Source organism: Streptomyces sp. ISL-99 (genome assembly GCF_018614005.1).
In the GTDB taxonomy this organism is placed as follows: Bacteria; Actinomycetota; Actinomycetes; order Streptomycetales; family Streptomycetaceae; genus Streptomyces; species Streptomyces flavidovirens.
Genome location: NZ_JAGGPC010000025.1, coordinates 24370 through 42175 on the forward strand (window position 1 = coordinate 24370; position 17806 = coordinate 42175).

The window sequence follows — 17806 nt, forward strand, 5'->3', positions numbered from 1 at the left end:
CGGGGCGACGAGGAGCTGGTGGACTGGTTGCGCACGGCTACGGGACACGCGGCGGCGATCCCCCTCCTGCGCCCGCTGGCAGTCGATCTGGAGATGCTCGCCATGCTGTTGGAAGGCGATCCGACGGGGTCCGGTGGTCGGCTCGATCTGTCCACAGGGGAGTGCCGGCCGGCGTTCACCGAGAAACTGGATGCGGGGTCCGAGGCCGAGGAGGCGGAGGGGCCCGAGCGATGGCTGTGTGTGCCGGCTCTGGGCTCGCGTGCCGGCTACCGGGACATGGAGCTGTTCATCGAAGGGCTGGGCCGACGCCGCCCTCGTCGACCGGCTGCGGATCGCCATCAGTGGGCGGGGCGCCTTCCGGCGGTTCAAGGACGTCCTCGCCCGTGACGAGCGCGCCTGGCACCGGTATTGCCGGCTCAGCGATGAGCGACAGCGCGGCCGGGCCAGGGCCTGGCTGGCCGAGGAGGGCTATCGCCCGCAGCTTCCCATCGCTGCCTTGGCGTCCCCTGGCGGATAGCCGGAGGTTTGAACACCAAAGTCGATACTCCGTGGCGACCGTGACGCGCGGAATCGTCGGTCACCTCGTCGAAGCCGCCCGCAAGGGCGTCGACCCGGCCGTCCGCTCGCTGCTCCAACGCCTGGCAACCCTGAGCGCGGCCTTGGGTGCCTGGCGTGGGGTGTTGGCCGGGCGATCTCCCACCTGAGCAGTGAGAGGCACTCACCGGCAGGCATAGTGGGAGGTTGCGCATGTCGGCAGGCCCTCCCGGTGTTGACGGGAGTACGGCCGCCCAGTGGGGGAGAGGGACAGCGGGCAGATGGCTTCACGACGGGACGAGCTCAATGCGTATACCTTCGCGAAACGGAGGCTGATCGCACAGTTCTTGCAGCCGAATGCGACCGGATCGGAGGAGAGTGCGCCACGTCCGCTGCGTGCGGTGGTACCCGGAGTGATCGTCGCGGTGGTGGTCCTGGCGGTCTTCGGGGCTTGGGGGATGTTCAAGCCGGTCGCCCCCAAGAACTGGAACGCGCCTGGCGAGAACGTCATTATCGCCAGCAAATCAACCACCAGGTACGTGGTGTTGAAGACCGGCGGCAAGACGCAGCTCCACCCGGTGCTGAACATGTCGTCCGCCAAGCTGCTCCTTGACCCGGACAAGGGCAAGGTCATCAACGTCGACGAGTCGGTACTCGACAACGGCAAGATCCCGCACGGTGCCACCCTCGGCATTCCGTACGCCCCCGACCGGCTGCCCGACGCCAAGGAAGCCGGCGCCGCGAAGCGCTGGGCGGCCTGTGAGCGGCCCGGCGAAGGCGGCAGGGCCATCCAGAAAGCGGCATTTGTCCTCGCTGAGCGCGAGCAGAAGAAGACCGAGGGCGCAGGCCGCCTGCGTGGCGGTGAGCTGATGTACGTGCAGGGGCCTGACCGCACCCGGTACGTCGTGGACGCCCAGGGCAAGGCATACGCCGTCCAGAAGGACGAGCTGCTGCTGCGCCAGCTCGTAGGCCAGGGCCGCGAACCCCAGCGGGTGTCCGCCGCGTGGCTGGACACCCTGCACAAGGGGGACGCCATCACCTTCCCCAAGATCTCCGGAGCTCCTGGCGCCGACGCGGCTGCCCCCGGCGACCTGGACCCCGGGACGAACAGGGTGGGCATGGTCCTCACCGCGACTGACGGCACAGGGAGCCAGCAGTATGTTGTCCTGCCGGGCCGTGTCGCGCCGGTCTCGGACTTCACCGCGAAGCTTCTGCTCAACAGCAGGGACCTGGTCGACCTCGGCCAGGCCGGCCACGCGAAGTCCGTCAGCGCCGCCACCTTCCAGCCCGGCAATGCGTTCGGAGCCAGTAAAGACTGGCCCCGGAGCGCCCCCAGGCCCGTCAACTCGGCGAGCACGGCAGAGGGAAGCCGCAACACGGTGTGCAACGTCCTGCGCAAGGTGGACGAGGACAAGGGGTCCACCACCCTGACCACCTGGGCGGGCACCGATTTCCCCGCCGCACTGCCCACCGGCTCGACCAGCGCCTACGTCACCCCCGGATCAGGCCAGCTGTTCCGGCAGTTCAAGGGCTCCAGAACCGACTCGGGCTTCGTCTTCCTGGTCACCGACACCGGCCTTCGCTACGCCATGCAGTCCAACGGCGACAGCGCGACGAACGATTCCGGCATCGGCTCCTCCGGTACGAAGGAGGAGAAGCAGGCGCGGCAGCAAGAGGCACAGCAGGCCCAGGGCCGGCTCGGCTACAAGGGCGTCAGCCCGGCGCCGATCCCTGCCGCCTGGTCCTCGTTCCTGCCGACCGGACCACGCCTGTCGACCGGTGCCGCCCGTCAACCGCAGGGCTCTTGAGGGGGAGGCAGACATGACGTACACGTACGGCCGCCTCTTCAGCATCGCCGCCACCACTGTGCTCACTCTCGTCGTCCTGCCCGCGCCGTCCGCGACGGCGGCGGACACGACCGATCAGTGCACGTTCCCCGGGAAGAAGTACGAGGGCCGCCCCTGGGCTCTACAGCGCGTACTGCTCGACGAGCTGTGGATGCAGTCCACCGGCAAGGGGGTACGGGTTGCGGTCATCGACACCGGCGTAGACGTGAAGAACCCCCAACTCACCCGCGCGGTGGACGTCAGGAGCGGCCGGAACCTGCTGCCCAAGGGCCTCAAGGACGAGAATGGCACCAAGATCGAGCGCGGCAGGGAGGACGGCACGACGGACACGGTGGGTCATGGCACGAAGGTCGCCGGCATCATCGCGGCCCGCCCCGCGAAGGGCACCGGTTTCGTGGGCCTTGCCCCGGATGCCGTGATCATTCCCGTCCAGCAGAACGACGCAGAGGGGAACGGCACCGCCGGGACCCTTGCCGCGGCCATCAGCTACGCGATCCAGGCCGACGCCGATGTCATCAACATCTCCCAGGACACGGCCAACGCCGTGAAGCCTACGCCGGTGCTGAAGCAGGCGGTGGACGCGGCCCTGGCCGAAGAGATCGTGATCGTAGCCTCGGCGGGCAATGACGGCTTGGGCGGCAACGTCAAGGAGACCTATCCGGCCTCGTACGAGGGTGTCCTGGCGGTGGCCTCGTCCGACCGGAACAACGAACGTGCGCCCTTCTCCCAGTCCGGCGAGTTCGTTGGCGTCTCAGCCCCTGGTGTCGACATGGTCTCCACGGTCCCCGGGGGCGGCCACTGCGCCGACAACGGCACCAGCTTCTCCGCCCCGTACGTCGCTGGCATCGCGGCCCTTGTCAAGAGCAAGCACAAGGATTGGTCGCAAGAGCAGATCGTTGCCCAGATCCAGCAGACCGCGGAACGGTCGGTCGCAGGCCACGACCGCCTGGTGGGCTGGGGCGTCGCCGACCCGGTACGGGCGCTGACCGAGGACGACAAGCCCATCGACCAACCGGTCGCCGACGAGGGCATGACCAGGCCCCAGGCACCCAACCCGGCCGAACTCCACCTGGGCGAGACGCCGGAGGAACGCGACGCACGCCTCGCCAATTATGTGCTCGTGGGCGGCGGCGTGGTGGTTGCCACGATCGCGGGTGCGGCGGTCGTTCTGCGCGACGCGCGACGGCGGAAGCGGGGGATCCTCGGGGGTGGCGGCGTCTGAGCTCACCCCATCGCTAAGTCAGCTGAGCGTTATGGCAGTTGGACGTGTCGTAACCAGTGGCTAGAGTGACTTGGATGTGATCGGTGGCGTTCGCGTCACTGCGATCGCAATAAACGGGGACTGTGCAAACGGGGAGGGCGGTCATCGTGACCGATGCAGGTAGTCGCGCCCGCAACTCAGTGGCGGGGGAGCGACGTTGACCGACCTTGAGCGCGGAGTTGACGCGCTGAAGCGATTCCAGACGCGGGTGAACGCGTTGCTGGCGGACTTCGAAGGCGGCGCGGGCAGCAGCGCCAGGGTCGCCGAGCAGAGAGTTTCCCGGGCTTCCTTCAGCGGTCTGAACGCGAAGTTCGACGAGGCGGAGTCGCTCTTCGGCCAGTACAACCGGGTCCACGAGGAGCTCGTTTCGCTCTCCAAGACGCTTGGCGCCCAGATCGAGATGCTGAGTATCGGCGTGCACGCCGCGGAGGTCGGATTCGACAACGTGGAGGAGGAGGTGCGGCGACGGTATGCGGCTATTCGGACACGTATCAAGGCGGAGCAGGACGTGCAGCGGGAGTGGGAGAAGAGCGCCAAGGCTAAGTCGGAGGACTTCGATGACACGAACGACAAGCACGGGTTGTGACCGATGAGTGAAACGAGCCCTCCGGAACTCCCGCCCAAGGCGCAACACGAGCAGGACCAGGTACGGGTCCGATCCCAGCTAGGCGTGACTGATGCCCATCAGCAGGTCACGTCGATGATGGACATCCTCGGATTCGGTGGCCGCGGTCCAGGGCTCTTCGCCAGGACCAGCTTCGAGGCCCACGAGCTCAACGCGATGATCGACCTGGTGGAAACCGCCAACCCGGCGGATATGGAGAGCGCTGGCACCGCTCTCTGGAAAGCCAGAGACGCGCTCAAAGACGCCGCGCGGGAACTCCAGGACTACATCGACAAGGTCGAGTGGAAGGGTGAGTCCGGCAACGAGTTCCGTTCATTCGGCAGGGAGCTCGCCGAGCACGCCAGGAGTCTGGGTACGTTCGCGGACGCCGCCGGGACACAGATCACGGTCGCGGGTACGGGGCTGGCGTCCGTTCACAAGTCCATGCCGCCGCGCGATGGCCGGCTGGCCAAGAAGAGCGTCGAGGACATTGAGACTCCGGCGCGTATCGAGGGCAATCCGGAATACGACGCGGCCGTGAAGGTGGAGAAGGACCGCCAGGAGGCCATCAACCAGATGAACCGCCTGGCGTCGTTCTACGCGGTCTCCGCACAGACGCTGGAGACGCAGGAACCGCCGAAGTTCCATAGGACGCTGAAGGCGAGTGTGCCCCCGCCGAGCGGGTCGGCCGGACCCGGACCGACCCCTGGTTCCACTCCGGCGAGCCCCGACTTGTCCGGAGTTACCGCGCCGCAGTCGGTGGCTGTGTCGAACCACGCGGATTCCAGCGGCACGGGTGGCACGGCCAGGGCTGAAGCCATCGGCACGGTAGCGCCCGGCGCGGTCACGCCCGTTCCGGATCGGAGCCCGTCGATGGAGATCGACAGTGTCGCCGCGCCGCCTGCGCCTACCACCAGCCTTAGCACGCCGCCGGTTTCCTCCGCCACGGGAACAACAAGCCCTGCGGGCGGGACGACTCCTCCCATCATGGCTGGCGGCTTTGTGAACCCTGTGAAAAGCGGCGCAGCGCGCGCGGCCGGTGCGACCGACAGGCCGAGGGCAGCGGGGCAGAACGCTGGGATAGTGGGGCGGCAGGGGGCGGCTGGGGGCGGCTCTGCAGCAGCCGTACGTGCAGGAGGAGCGGGGCGGCCGGGGGCTGTCAGCAGTGGCCCGGCAGCGATGGGTCGCGCCGGCGCAGCAGGTCCGGTCGGCTCAGCAGGCCACACTCCCGCAGCCGGTCGATCCGGTGCGGCAGGCCAGCCCATGGCTGGCCGTGCGGGCACGGGTGGTTCGGCCGCTCCCCGAGCGGCGGGCAGTGCGAATGGCATCGTGGGCGGCAACCCGCAGCGAGCCGCCGCAGGCTCATCCTCACCTCGAATCCCGCGCGGAACCGTCATCGGAGGTGAGGCGACAGCGTCGGGACGTACCGCAGGAAGGGCCGCTCAGCAGGGTGTCATTGGAGCGCACCCTGCGAACGGCGCATCCGGGCCGGGCGGGCGCGGCACGGCCAGCTCGAACGGAGTCGTCGGCACGCCTCGCGGCAGCGCCCCAGGGTCACGACCTGGTGTCGGCGGCTTCAACCAGGGGGGCGCCGGCCTTGTGCGTGGCCCCGCGGGCCAAAGGCAGACCGAGAACGAGGAACAGGAGCGCACCAGATCATCGCGTCCTGACTACCTCACGGAAGACGAAGAGACATGGGCCGCCCGTCGGCGTGGCACCGTGCCCCCGGTGATCGAATGAGCACGGAAGGTTCGGAAGCCAGGATGACGGCACGAATGAGCCAGGCCAGGAACGGGAGGTCACCTCGCTTTTTGCGGCGAGGACTGGTCTGCACGTTGGCTGCGGTCGGCGCTTGGAGCATGGGCATCGTCGGCTTGGCCCCGGCTGCCCTTGCTGCGGATGCGCAGACGAAGCAGTGGTACCTGGAAGGAATGCGCGCCGAGGAGATGTGGAAGACCACCACCGGCGAAGGCATCAAGGTCGCTGTCATCGATTCCGGCGTCAATCCCTCCACCCCTTCGCTGAAGGGCCAGGTCCTGAAGGGCGTGAACGCCACTGAGGAAGCGGCGGGTGGATCGACAGACGACTACGACGGCCAAGGGACCACCACGGCGGAGTTGATTGCCGGTACGGGGAGTGGCGGTGGCCTGCGAGGTCTGGCACCTGGTGCGAAGATCATCCCTGTGCGGATCCCGCTCCTTAAGCACGATGCGGTACCGCAAATCAACGACCCCCTGGACCGTGCCATCCGGGCTGCGGCTGACAGCGACGCCCAGATCATCAATATTTCGGTCGGGAACCAATATGCCATCGGCCTGAACATGTTCGGGGAACAGGCAGCGATGGAATATGCCGTACGCAAGGGCAAGCTGTTGATCGCGGGCACGGGCGACAACGCCAAGATGGGGAACAAGGTGCAGTACCCGGCCGCGTATCCAGAAGTCGTCAGCGTTGTCCCGAGTCGTCGAGATGGCCGTGCGGCTGATTACTCTCAACACGGAAAATTCGTGGACATTGCCGCTCCGGGAGTGGGCCTCCCACGGTGGTGCGACGCGAAGTTCCAGAGCTATTGCGACGATGGTGGCGGTTCTACGGCCGCCACCGCCATCGCTTCGGCCTCTGCCGCCCTGATCTGGTCCGCCCACCCGGAATGGACCGCGAACCAGGTACTCCGTGTTCTGTTCGACACCGCCGGCCGCAGCTGGAAGACGGGCACCCGCAGCACGTACCTCGGACACGGACTGATCCGCCCGCGCAAGGTCATCATTGATGGCAAGGGCAACCCCGGCGCTCCCGACGCCAAGCTCCTCGCCGACGAGGTGATGCCCATCCCTTCAGGCTCGCCCAAACCCTCGGCACCAGCTTCGTCACAGGCCCGGAAGGCCAAGCCCGGTGGCGACGCCGTCGTGGCAGGGTCCAGTGAGAAGGCCGAGGACGACGGCCAGTTGGGCCTGATTATCGGCGCGGCAGCAGCTGCGGCGATCCTCGCGGGCGGCGCCTTTGCCGTAGTCCGCAAGCGCCGAAACAGCTGACCCGCCCGCGCGCCCGTATTTGTCACCGTCCGGTGACCGGTGGGACGCAGCAGGCCCACCGAGTACCCCTAGAGAGGAATACCACCGCATGGCAGTCCAGAAGGTAAATGGCGTTTCCCTTGGCAAGTTGCAAGGCGAACTGTCCACCAATTTTGACAGCGTCAAGGGTCAACTGCAAAGGCTCCAGGCAACGATTGACAGCCTTGAAGGCCAGTGGCAGGGCATCGGCGCCGGCGCGTTCAACGTGAAGCAGACGCAGATCAACAACAACATGGTGCGGATCGGCAAGCTGCTGCTGAAGTTCCAGGAAGCGATCGCGGCCGCCCGCACCATCTCCGGGACCACAGAGGACGAGGTCGAGGCGGCCCTGAAGGGTATCGACGTGGCCGAGGGCTACGCGGGCGACTCTGGTGCGGAGAGGGCATCTTCGAACCTCAGCAAGTACTGACACACGTGGCGCCAGTACCTCGTATTCGGCATCACGCCGCACATGACAAGTAGTTGGAGGACTCATGGCACAGAACGACGGCACGATGATCGTCACGTACGCCGCACTCGACAGCGCGGCCGGGGACATCAAGAGCCAGGCAGACAAGCTCGACCAGAGTCTCGGAGCCATCAAGGCGAAGATCGCTGAGGTGTCCGAGCTCTGGGCCGGCGAGGCCAGGGAGGCGTACAACGCCGCCCAGGCCGAATGGGACAAGGAAGCCAGGGCTATCCACACCTCGCTCCTGCAGATCTCGCGAGCGGTCCAGGACGCAGCCCCCGCGTACCAGGCGGGAGACAAGAGGGCCGCTGCCAACTTCATGTAGGCGGAGGGCGATACGAGACAGGGTGGGCATGCACGGGAGATGCCCACCCTTGTGCCCATGAATCGCCAGCCCCCTACGTCGACTGCACGGTCTCGCGCTCACCAGCACGCCACAGGGGCTCCCGAGGCACCGCGGTCGGCTGACCGGCCGGGAACCGGGGGACCCGCAGCACTATCCATGTGGTTGGCGGGGCTGCCGTGGTGTGTGGGGCGGCTGATAGCTTCTGGAACTGTTAGCGGGGCATGAAGGGCGCACGGGGGTTGCATGAGCCACCATGGTGAGGATAGGGCGGGCACGCGGCTGCCCGAAGGCGTGCCGCCGGTGCGGCGGCCGCGATGGCTGCCCCGGTTGCCGCCCGTGCCCGGGCCCTGGCGCGACAGGCGCAACAAGCTGCTCTGCATCGCCGCGGCGCTCGGGATCGGGGCGAGCCTGTGGGCGTACTGGCTCACCTACACGGATGTGCGGGACAGGGCCACGAGCGAGGACCAGGTTGCCGAGGCCTGTGCCGGGATCGTGGACGCCGAGGCGGCGATGGACCTGCGGGGCGGGGTCGTCAGGGCCAGGCCGGGAAGTGGTGACAACGACGAGCTCCGGCTCGATGCGCTGCCGGGCTCGTGTCAGATCTACCGGGTGCCAGGGCCGGGCAAGTCCGATGGTCTCTTCTCACTCATCGTCCGTACCTCCGCCGACGACGCGCCCATGAACGTAGTGGGTGACGAGACGTGGCTCGAACCGTTCGGCCACCGTGAAGACCGGGAATTCCGCCCCGACGACGTGACCCGCCGGGCCGACCACGCCGAGCCCCGTCCCTTGGGCGACGGGGCACTCGGCCATTACAGCGACGATTCCGTAACGGTCCGGGCCGACTGCGCATCCGGGAATCCCGCTTCCTTGCAGGTTACGGCCAGGGCCGATTACGACGACGTATCGGACGAGGACCGCAGAATTCTCGCCGAGCTGGCTCGCGGTTCCGCGGCGCAGGCCGCCAGCAGGCTGAAATGTGACTCTCAACTCTCGCGAATTTCAATGCAATTGAAGACACCCGAGCGAGAACTCCGCGCTCCGAAGGCCGCGAACGCCTCCTGCGCCTGGTACGGCAGACACCTTGACGAATCCCGGCGCGGCCGGCTGCCGGACCGCATGCTGGAGGCACCCACCGGAGCCATGAGTACGACGGAGACCTGCCTGCTGGCAGCCAGCCCTACCAGCGTGCGCGAGATCGCGCCGCACTTGAGCGGATCCCAGCGGGAGTACGCGGACAGGGCGCTCACGCACTCGCCCTGGTGGATGAGAACGGCATCGTTCTTTGGTGCTGAGACCGAGTCGGTCGCCTTCGAGGGCCTCGACGACTACGAGTACGTCAAAGCGGGCACCGCCGGGGGCGGGGCGGGTCCCGGCGTCTGGTGGGCCTCGTCCGCCTGTGACGGGCGGCCTGCGGTCCACACCCTCACCGTCAGCTACACCTACGACGACGTCGTGCTCGACCGGTTGCCTGCCCTCTTCCGGGCGTACGTCGAAGACATCACCGAGCGCCGCGGCTGCACCGATGTCGAATTCCCAGCGCCCTCCGCCTTCGAGGCGGACTAAGTGACTCTTCGACCACGAGTTATCCACGTTTGTTGTAGCGGGTAGCGACGGCTCGGAGCTGTTCAGCTTGTTGATCGCCCGCTCTCCATTGCAGTAACTGCGTTCACTCGGCTCGAATACGACTGGTGGACGCTGCTCCCCTATGCGGAACTCGCCCACCCGACGGCCACTTTGGACCTCAACCAGCTCCAGGAGGCAAGCGATTCACTGGAGCAGGCCGAACGAACCGTCCTGCTGGAGCCGGCGCTGCTGCACTGCGCCCGCTCGTGCATGAGGACAGTCCGCCAAGCATCACGGAAGCTGACCACCCGCCCCAGCGCGCAACGCATCCGCGAGCTGCCGGACAACTTCCAGCCGTGCGCCGCCCAGATGAACGATTTCGGCTCCAGTGCAGACCTGCTCGACGCGGAGGGAGGGCAGCAGGATCCCGAGCCGATCCAGTTCCTGCCGCAACGCTTCCAGAACCACCTCTGCTTCAGAGGAGTGCATAGCGGTACGCCCCTTCCATCGGGATCACGGCCCATGACTTGACGCCGGTGAGCGGCGGCTCGGCGTCCGCGACGCCGAAGTCCCCGCCGCAGGCATCCATCAGGGTGGCAAGCAGGGGCAGGGATCCGATTCGCCGCTCCCGGCACGCAGCCCCGGTCTGAGGCTCATGCGCCGGATGCTGATCGAAGACTGTGGCTCTGAGGACTTCGTATCGACATCGCAGGGACAGGCTGACATCACTGTCCGGCGTGAACCGGTAGGCGCAGCCGAGCAGTTCGGATACCACCAACTCTGCGAGCGGAGCCATGGCGGCAAGGCCGCGCTCCTGAAGCAGCTGCCGTACGGCGACCCTCGCCAGCCCGACGCAGTACGCGCCGCCGGGCAGACCGAAGGAATAGGAGAGGTTGTCGATGGACGGCCCGACCGGCACCAGCTCAGCCGATGCCGTCGGGCATAGTGTGATGCTCATGCGCGAATAACTCCTGTTTCGCTGTGAGGGATTGGAGTGTTCGCACGCAGGCGGTCGCCGGTGACTCGCCTCCCTGGGCGCGAGCACACCTGTCCCCAGGGATGGGCAGGCATGCTCGCGCGGTGCACTTCCGGCGCTGTCGCGTGTGAGCGGTGCACTACAGAATGTAGCGGTCTTCCGAAAACGGTTCTACCTCTTTGGTAGAACCGTTCTACGACATGGACCTTCTGCCACCCCGACGGCAGACTGTGAGTGATGTTGGAAAGGGGGAAGTATGCCGCCCAGAATCACCCCGACCGTGCGCCAACAGCGCCTCGGCGCCGAGCTGCGCAAGCTGCGTGAGTCGGCAGGGGTCTCCACCCAGGAGGCCGGCGCCCTGCTCGGAGTCAACCGGACACGTGTCCCCAACATCGAGTCCGGTCGTTTCGGCATCAGCCCAGAGCGCGTTCGCACGCTCGCCTGCAACTACGAGTGCCCGGACAGCGACCTGGTCGAGGCCCTAGCCGACATGGCGAGCGAACGGGCCACCGGCTGGTGGGAGGCGTACCGCGGGCGACTCCCTGCACCCTTCCTCGATGTGGCGGAACTCGAGTACCACGCCCGGCGGATGACGGCCTTCGTCATGGTGCACATCCCCGGGCTCCTCCAGACTGGCGACCACGCCCGAGCCGTCTTCGAGAAGACCCTTGTCGCGCTGCCCGCCAAGGAGGTCGAACTCCGGGCGGCGCACCGAATCCAGCGCCAGGACGTCCTCTTGGAGCGCACCGACCCGGCACCGTACACAGCGATCATCCACGAGGCAGCGCTACGCATGCAGTTCGGCGGCTCCAAGGTTGCCCGAGCCCAACTCGACCACATCCTGACGGTCAGCGAACTCGCCCACATCACAGTGAGGGTGATTCCCTTCGGCGCCGAAGGCTTCGCGGGACCGGGCCAGCCGATCTTCTATGCCGACGGCCCTGTGCCTCAACTCGACACCGTGCAGCTCGACAGCTTCCACGGCTCGGTCTTCCTCGACTCCGAGATGCAGCTGAGAAACTACCGCCGCCTGATCGACAGGATGGCCGCCACGAGCCTCTCCGCCGAGGACTCCCGAACGCTCATCCATACCATCGCGCAGCAACACTGAGAGGCCGGACAATGACGGAAATGCACTGGCAGGCCCCGCTATGCGGCGGGGACGGCGGCAACGCCTGCCTTCAGATAGGCCACACCCCCGAAGGCACCCCTGTCCTACGCGAAACGGCCCGCCCGGACGAGCTGATCACCACGACCCGCGAGAACCTCCGCAGCCTGGTCGAAGCTGCCAAACGCGGCGACCTCGACCACCTCGTCTGACGGTGATGCCAGTTGGTAGACGTACTCTCGCTGGTCAGCAGCTTGGCGAAGACTTCGGCGGGTGCGGTACCAAGGGCCTCGATGGTGAACGATTCGCATGCGCTGGAGCCGCTATGTCACCCTCCGCGAGGGCCACTGTAAGGTCGGCATCGCCAATGCCCCCGTCGTCCTGGCCGGCATCCGCGACCTGATCAGAGGCGCACTAAACACCGCCGGATACGCCGAACATCGCCACCGGCCACCGAGGCCACACCACACCCGTCCTCGGCCTACCGCCCAGTTCAACGAACTACCGGTACCCGGCGTCAACGCTGCCTGCGGATAGGCTTCACGCCCGACGGGACACCGCACCTCTGCCAAACCGCCCTGTGGACATCATCACAACCACCCGAGAGGGCCTGCGCCATCTCATCGCAGCCACAAGGGGCGGCGACCTCGATCGCATCACCTGAAACGACGTTGAGCTGCGGGGCGCGGCGAGGGAATCTGGTCCGGCGGAGTGGCTGACCGGATGCTCAGCCATCGAGCGCGGCTGACGGTGCCGACTCCTACCGGTGGTTTGTCGAATCGGGAAGGCTCCCAGACCGCGGCTCCGGCCCGAGAGGTAGCGGCTTTCCGATCTCGGCAGATCACGATGCCGGGCGATGGTCCAGCGGCCCGCTTTCGACAAACCACCGCTAGCGGCACCGTAACCGCCACACCGCAGTGGATCGCGACCTGCAGCCCCAAGTCTGTCCCGCGACGTGGAGCCGGGTCACTGTCTGCGCCTCGTCAAGGCGCACGCCACACCCTGGCGCGTAACCGGCCGCGTGATCGGCAAGACGGCCTGCGCGCAGCTCACCGTGGGGTGAGTCCTGGTGGCTCCAGCTCAGTGCCGGGCAGCGGGTCGGATTTCTTCCACTGGGGGTCGTAGGCGCACGGTGCTCCGCTCCCGCCTGTGAAGCTCTGTCGGTTCGCGTTCCAGCTGAAGCTGACTTCGTAGTCTCCGCCGTCCTCCGAGTGACCGCCTCGTTGCGCTTGCAGATTCCACTCGTTGGCGTCCTTGGATTGCCCGTAGTCGGTGATGCGCCAGCCCGAGTCCTTCAGGTGCTCGCGCAGTCGGCGCAGGGCGGGGAGCGCCTCATTCTTGGGCACGTTGTCCAGCGCCCAGCGGTGGTACAGCCGGTACGCGCCGTCGACTGACTGGTCAGCGATGCTCTCCAGGCCGCCCGGGTAGCAGTAGGAGGAGGCCGTGTAGTTCTCCGAGTCCTCCCCGGTCTGGGGCACGACGCGGTTGAACCCCAGGGCCGTATAGGCCTCCTGGGAGTTTCCGGCGACGCGACGCCCCATCTCCTCGGGGGCCATGCGGGGATAGTCCTCGGGCGTGGAGCGCTGCACCGAGTACGTGATGGCATAGCCAAGAATTACGAGCAGCGGCACCGCAATTACGGCGGCGCAGCCGATCCCGACTACTCGGGGCGCCCCGTGGGCCGGGCTCTTGGTGGGGGTGGCCGCCGGGGTGGCGCTCTCTTCGGTCATGCGCCGGACGCTACCGTCCGGGCGCGGCCGGGACATGTGTGCGGCCCCTCACGGTGCCTGAGCACGCGTACTCATCTCGTCGTCTTACGAGGGACAGCGACATCTGGTGATGGAGGTGATGGACGAGTACGCCCAGCACCTGTAGAGCCCGGCCCGCACGGACCTCGGCCAGCAGGAGTGCCGCATTCATGGCGTGGCCGAGGCCTTGGGCCCGCTCTGGAAGCAGGAGGAGACGACAGTGACCGCGATTCAGAGACGTGTGTTCACTGCCCTTCGGCGGACAGACCGTGCGCGGATGTTGTCTCTCATGGGGTCGGTGAAGCCGTGGAGTTCGCAGGGATGGGGGTGAGTGCGGACCAGAAGTCGTCGCGGATATTGGGCCTGGGGATGGGCTTGCCGCCCTCGTAGGGCGGTGTATTCGGCTCGGCTGTGGGGTCAGCAACGGGGGAGTCGGTGAAGCACGGGGTGGCGATGTCGAACTCGAACTGGCCCTCGCCTCCCACAGATACGCTCATGCGGAAGTCTTCGGGGGTGCTGGCGTAGATGGCTGGGAAGTCTTCGTCCGCGTTGATACTGGTGATCTTGTATCCCTGGGCCTTCCAGTTGCGTTCCACGATTCCGAGCAGGCTTCCGCGCCGTTCCGTGGAGACGATGGTCATGATTCTGATGCGGCGTGTGACGGACCCAGTACCCAGAGGGTCGCTTTTGAAGTCGGTACAGTCCGAGTCGCTTGAAGGCCCGTGAGTCCAGCGAAGGACTGGTTTGATGCTGGAGAGGGTCTGTTGCGTGATCGCGTCGGCCTTGCCGGCACCTTGTTGCATGTTCATTTCGGGCGGCTTATTTTCGGGAGCTTCGTCATTGGCGAGGAGGCTGCAACCGGTCGCGGTGGCGAACACCAGGAGCAGGGCGATTACGAACCGGGGAATTCTCAACGGGGCTCCTGGGTGTTGATCTTGTCCGCATGGCCTGCGACGATTTTGGCAATGTTCCGGGCCGATTCTCTGTCCCGCTCGGGGTCGAAGTAATTGGAGTGGGCGGGAACTCCTGCATCGAGTGAGGGCCGGGGACCGTCGTCGACCTTGAAGCGTTGGGCCCCGAAGTCCTCGTGCGCGGGATCGGTGCCGAAGTAGATCTGACTCTCGTCGGTCAGTGCGTTGCCAGTCGCGAACCCGAAGGCCCCGCCAGCAGTTCCAGTGGGCCGCCGGCACAGCCTCAGCCCGACCGCCGCACAGTGCCCCCTGGACTCCGTTGCAAGCCAGGGGGCACTGACGTCGTTAGGTCGCCTGAAAGGGGCACTGTTCGCGCCTCGAGATCGTTTGGCGTTCAGGATGGGAAGCCCCCAGTCGCCGCTATCAACTTGACGTCTCGGCCGACCAGAAGTCGGAACGGATGTAGGGGAGGCCCTTTGAGGCGGGGTCGGCAGGGTCGATTGGCGGCATGGGCGGCTCAGTGACCTGGGACTCCGTCACGCAGGGAGACGATACGTCGACGAATGCCTGACCCTTGTAACCGATCTTCAGAACCATCCTGAAGTTTTCTGGCGTAGATGCAAAGATCGCTGGCATCTCCTTGTGGTTGCGTACGGAGGTGATTTTGTAGCCGCTCTTTTTCCAATGCCGCTCCACGACTCCCATGAAGCTGTCGCGACGCTCGGGAGAGATGATCGTCAAGGCGTACCGCCTCCGGGTCACAGATCCCTTGCCTGTCGCATCATTCTTGAAGTCCGTGCAAATGGGGTCGCTCGACGGGCCGCGGTCCCATTCGAGGGGTGGGTGAAGCGAGTCAGCGGTCTTGTCAAGGATTTCCTCGGCGTGGTCTGCAGCTTCCTGCATGTTCATGCTGGGCTCCTCGTTCTTGGTTTTCGTCGGGTTGTCACCCAGGCCGCAGCCGGCCACGGCCATGACTGCGAGCGTTGAAATGAACAGACGGGATTTCATCGATGCTGCTCCGTGGTCAAGAGGTCGGGATCGCCAGATACCACGGCTGCGATATTTTCCGCTGATTCGGGGTCCTTCTCCGGGTCGAAGTAGTTAGAGTGCGCGTCGATTGGCCCGTCGCCGCCCACGAGGGGCAGTGGGCCGGCATCCACTACGAAGCGTCTGGCGCCAAAGGCGTCGCTCGCCGGGTCCTTGCCGAACCAGACGTCGTCATCTCCCTGGTCAGCTATCTCACCGGCAAGGTAGGCACCAATTGGTCCACCAACGACGAACCCAGGCATCCCTGCCCCGGTCTGTTGGCCCGAGGGGGCCCGCGTCACCGGGTCATTCTCGGCGGCGCCGACAAAAACGTGGTCCTTACCGACACCGAGATCCTCGGCTCGGTCTACGCCCACGCCGGGGCTGCCGACCAGAACGATGTCGTCAACGCCGGGGATGCCGCCGTCCTCCTGGGTGGCCGCGCCCACCGTGCGGGAGCCGTAGGAGTGGCCGATGGCCGTGAGGTGGGGATCCTCGTTGTCGTTGGTGGCACCCAGACCGCTCATGAAGCTGTTGTAGGCGGTTGCACCCCGCTCCGCCGAAAAATCCTGAGCGACATCCGCGTTGCCGAGCAGAGTGTCGGCGTCGGAACCAATTTGCGGGGCGTCGTAGCCAAGCCAGACGATTGCCGCGCTTGAGGGGTCGTTGGCCCTTGCTCCCACTGCTGTGTCGTGCGCCCGCTTCACATCGTTCCGAGCGAACTCCTCATCGAGCGCCGTGCCGAGTCCGGGAACATACGCCGAAACATTCTTTGAGGTATCCGGGTTACCGAACGAGACGATAGCCCGTCCTCTTCCTTGGTCGCTGATGCCGAGAAGGTACATCGGCGGTTCCTTTGGTTTCGACAATCGCTCGTCGACATTCGTCAACAGCTGTTTTTCCATCTCTTTCAGCCCCGCTAGCTGGGTCTTCGCCTTCTCGTCGCCCCGTCCCTCGAGCTCCCCAATCAGAAGCCGCAGATTGTCCCGGTTGGCTTCGTCTCGAACCACTGCCGGGATTCCGTCGAGATTGCCGATCACATCTGGGTAGACCGCCACGTACTCCTCGCGCTGCTCCTGCGTGAGATTGTCCCACCACGCCTTGCGCTCCGCGGGGGACTTGTCGTTCGGGATGTCTTCCTTGAGGTACTCGTGGGCCACCCCGCGCACTGCATCCGCGTCCTTGGCCGCATCGGTCCACGTCGCCGCGTCGACTGTGAGGCCCGGCTGGGCCTTGAGCTTGCTCAGCGTCGACCGGACCCGGCCGTCGATCTCATGGGCCTCGCGTAGGGCGTGCGCGATACGGTCGGCGATGCCCTGGGCTTTTGCGTAGTTGGGGTTGGTATTGGCCAGCAGCGGAGGGCCTTCCGAGGCCAGCGATGGTCCGCCCGGGCGAGGCTGGTCCAGATAGCCGTTGTGCCCGAAGGCGCCGCCGCCGGGCACCTGCTCACCGACCATGTTCTTATCGCTGGCCGGATACTCGACCGAACCGTCACCATTCACTGTGAACCTGAGGCCCGCAGCGTCGTCAAGCGCCTCCCGCAGGTGGCGCTGGGCCGTTCTCAGTTCATGCGCGAGGCTATTCAGCGAGGTACGGACCAGTCCACACTCCGTGTAGATGTACTGGAAATTGCTACGGAGTCGATTCAGTCGTTTGACCGCGGCCTCAGCCGACTCGCTATCCTGCGTCTGCTCCAGCCTGCGCGTCATCTCATTGTCTACCCGGCCCCGGGCGGAGTCGGCCCGGTTGCTGGCCACACCCCAGCCGTCTGCCGCGTCATCGAGCTCCGAGCACTTCAAGTCGCGTAGCTGCTGCCACGTCAGCATCCCGTTTACCGTGCCTTCTCGTCTACGGGACTCCGCACACTGTCTATTGAGGACTTGACCCGCGCGTCGCTCGCCCCCTGTGCCTTGACCACTCCCCGGAGCGCCGACTCTAGGTAGTTACATTCGTCCCGCACGGCTTCCAGTCGTTCCTCCCAGGACCTGAGCACTCCTTTCAGTGCTCCCACGCTGTCCAGGCCCTCGGTCCCGGATTCGATGCCCGCGTGCGCGTCGTGCAATTCGTTCTTTGCCGTCGCTGTGCTGGTTCGCAGGGCACCAGCGATGCCTGCGGCGTCTGTCCACGGCTTGTCGGTGTGCTTCAGCCTGTCGGCGCCTCCACTGCCCCCGCCGCCACTGGATGGAAGCTGATTCAGCTGCATATTCGCGGACTGCCTCTGGGCCGCCTCGGCCTTCAGCTGCTCCCACTCGTCCCAAGCCATCGCTGGGCCCCTTCCCCGTGTTTGCCGTCCAGATGATCACGTTCCGGCTCAACCTGGCAATGTGGTCCGACTACTTGCACGGCATCTCCGCGACCTC

The 17806-nt window shown here is 66.2% G+C and carries 18 protein-coding genes; 11 read left to right on the top strand and 7 right to left on the bottom strand.

The window, feature by feature from the left end; all coding sequences use genetic code 11:
* Positions 1–18: 18 nt before the first annotated feature.
* The 9 genes from J7E91_RS35990 to J7E91_RS15800 all read left to right on the top strand — a co-directional run bounded on the left by J7E91_RS35990 (position 19) and on the right by J7E91_RS15800 (position 9677).
* On the top strand, positions 19–387 hold the full coding sequence (locus tag J7E91_RS35990) for a hypothetical protein (RefSeq protein ID WP_251015729.1): 369 nt from the start codon (positions 19–21) through the stop codon (positions 385–387).
* A gap of 428 nt (positions 388–815) precedes the next feature.
* The gene (gene eccB, locus J7E91_RS15765; RefSeq protein WP_214904182.1) at positions 816–2342 is read left to right on the top strand and encodes a type VII secretion protein EccB; all 1527 of its coding nucleotides are present in this window, start codon (positions 816–818) and stop codon (positions 2340–2342) included.
* 13 nt (positions 2343–2355) lie between these two features.
* Positions 2356–3603 (top strand): type VII secretion-associated serine protease mycosin, encoded by a 1248-nt coding sequence (gene mycP / locus J7E91_RS15770; RefSeq protein ID WP_214904185.1) that lies wholly within the window; start codon positions 2356–2358, stop codon positions 3601–3603.
* A 196-nt stretch (positions 3604–3799) separates the two neighbouring features.
* Positions 3800–4228 (top strand): hypothetical protein, encoded by a 429-nt coding sequence (locus tag J7E91_RS15775; RefSeq protein WP_214904188.1) that lies wholly within the window; start codon positions 3800–3802, stop codon positions 4226–4228.
* Positions 4229–4231: 3 nt separating this feature from the next.
* Positions 4232–5986, top strand: coding sequence for a hypothetical protein (locus J7E91_RS15780; protein ID WP_214904203.1), 1755 nt, complete (start codon positions 4232–4234; stop codon positions 5984–5986).
* 23 nt (positions 5987–6009) lie between these two features.
* A complete protein-coding gene (locus tag J7E91_RS15785) occupies positions 6010–7278 on the top strand; it encodes a S8 family serine peptidase (RefSeq protein ID WP_214904300.1) in 1269 nt (422 codons plus the stop codon).
* Between the two features lie 88 nt (positions 7279–7366).
* Positions 7367–7726 (top strand): WXG100 family type VII secretion target, encoded by a 360-nt coding sequence (locus J7E91_RS15790; RefSeq protein ID WP_214904206.1) that lies wholly within the window; start codon positions 7367–7369, stop codon positions 7724–7726.
* 64 nt (positions 7727–7790) lie between these two features.
* The gene (locus tag J7E91_RS15795; protein ID WP_214904209.1) at positions 7791–8090 is read left to right on the top strand and encodes a WXG100 family type VII secretion target; all 300 of its coding nucleotides are present in this window, start codon (positions 7791–7793) and stop codon (positions 8088–8090) included.
* 264 nt (positions 8091–8354) lie between these two features.
* Complete coding sequence (locus J7E91_RS15800) at positions 8355–9677, top strand: hypothetical protein (protein WP_251015730.1); 1323 nt, start codon at positions 8355–8357, stop codon at positions 9675–9677.
* Positions 9678–9968: 291 nt separating this feature from the next.
* On the opposite strand, the gene J7E91_RS15805 is transcribed toward J7E91_RS15800, so the two are convergent.
* Together J7E91_RS15805 and J7E91_RS15810 are read right to left on the bottom strand one after the other, a co-directional pair.
* Positions 9969–10166 (bottom strand): hypothetical protein, encoded by a 198-nt coding sequence (locus J7E91_RS15805; protein ID WP_214904212.1) that lies wholly within the window; start codon positions 10164–10166, stop codon positions 9969–9971.
* Positions 10153–10635: an ATP-binding protein gene (locus J7E91_RS15810; RefSeq protein WP_214904214.1), complete on the bottom strand. Its 483-nt coding sequence runs from the start codon at positions 10633–10635 to the stop codon at positions 10153–10155. The genes J7E91_RS15805 and J7E91_RS15810 overlap by 14 nt, the downstream gene beginning before the upstream one ends.
* 274 nt (positions 10636–10909) lie before the next feature.
* Here J7E91_RS15810 and J7E91_RS15815 point away from each other — a divergent pair, with 274 nt between their 5' ends.
* A complete protein-coding gene (locus J7E91_RS15815) occupies positions 10910–11764 on the top strand; it encodes a helix-turn-helix transcriptional regulator (protein WP_214904217.1) in 855 nt (284 codons plus the stop codon).
* Positions 11765–11784: 20 nt separating this feature from the next.
* Positions 11785–11973 (top strand): hypothetical protein, encoded by a 189-nt coding sequence (locus tag J7E91_RS15820; RefSeq protein ID WP_214904221.1) that lies wholly within the window; start codon positions 11785–11787, stop codon positions 11971–11973.
* Positions 11974–12810: 837 nt separating this feature from the next.
* Here the strand turns inward: J7E91_RS15820 and J7E91_RS15825 are convergent.
* The 5 genes from J7E91_RS15825 to J7E91_RS15845 form a co-directional block, all read right to left on the bottom strand.
* Positions 12811–13491 carry a hypothetical protein gene (locus J7E91_RS15825; RefSeq protein ID WP_214904224.1) on the bottom strand — a complete coding sequence of 227 codons (681 nt, stop codon included), beginning with the start codon at positions 13489–13491 and terminating at the stop codon, positions 12811–12813.
* A 305-nt stretch (positions 13492–13796) separates the two neighbouring features.
* Positions 13797–14423 carry a hypothetical protein gene (locus J7E91_RS15830; protein ID WP_251015731.1) on the bottom strand — a complete coding sequence of 209 codons (627 nt, stop codon included), beginning with the start codon at positions 14421–14423 and terminating at the stop codon, positions 13797–13799.
* A gap of 420 nt (positions 14424–14843) precedes the next feature.
* Positions 14844–15428: a hypothetical protein gene (locus J7E91_RS15835; RefSeq protein ID WP_251015732.1), complete on the bottom strand. Its 585-nt coding sequence runs from the start codon at positions 15426–15428 to the stop codon at positions 14844–14846.
* Positions 15425–17272 (bottom strand): alpha/beta hydrolase, encoded by a 1848-nt coding sequence (locus J7E91_RS15840; RefSeq protein ID WP_214904227.1) that lies wholly within the window; start codon positions 17270–17272, stop codon positions 15425–15427. Before J7E91_RS15840 ends, J7E91_RS15835 begins: the two co-directional genes overlap by 4 nt.
* A 5-nt stretch (positions 17273–17277) precedes the next feature.
* On the bottom strand, positions 17278–17709 hold the full coding sequence (locus J7E91_RS15845) for an amino acid ABC transporter permease (protein ID WP_214904331.1): 432 nt from the start codon (positions 17707–17709) through the stop codon (positions 17278–17280).
* Positions 17710–17806 lie beyond the last annotated feature (97 nt).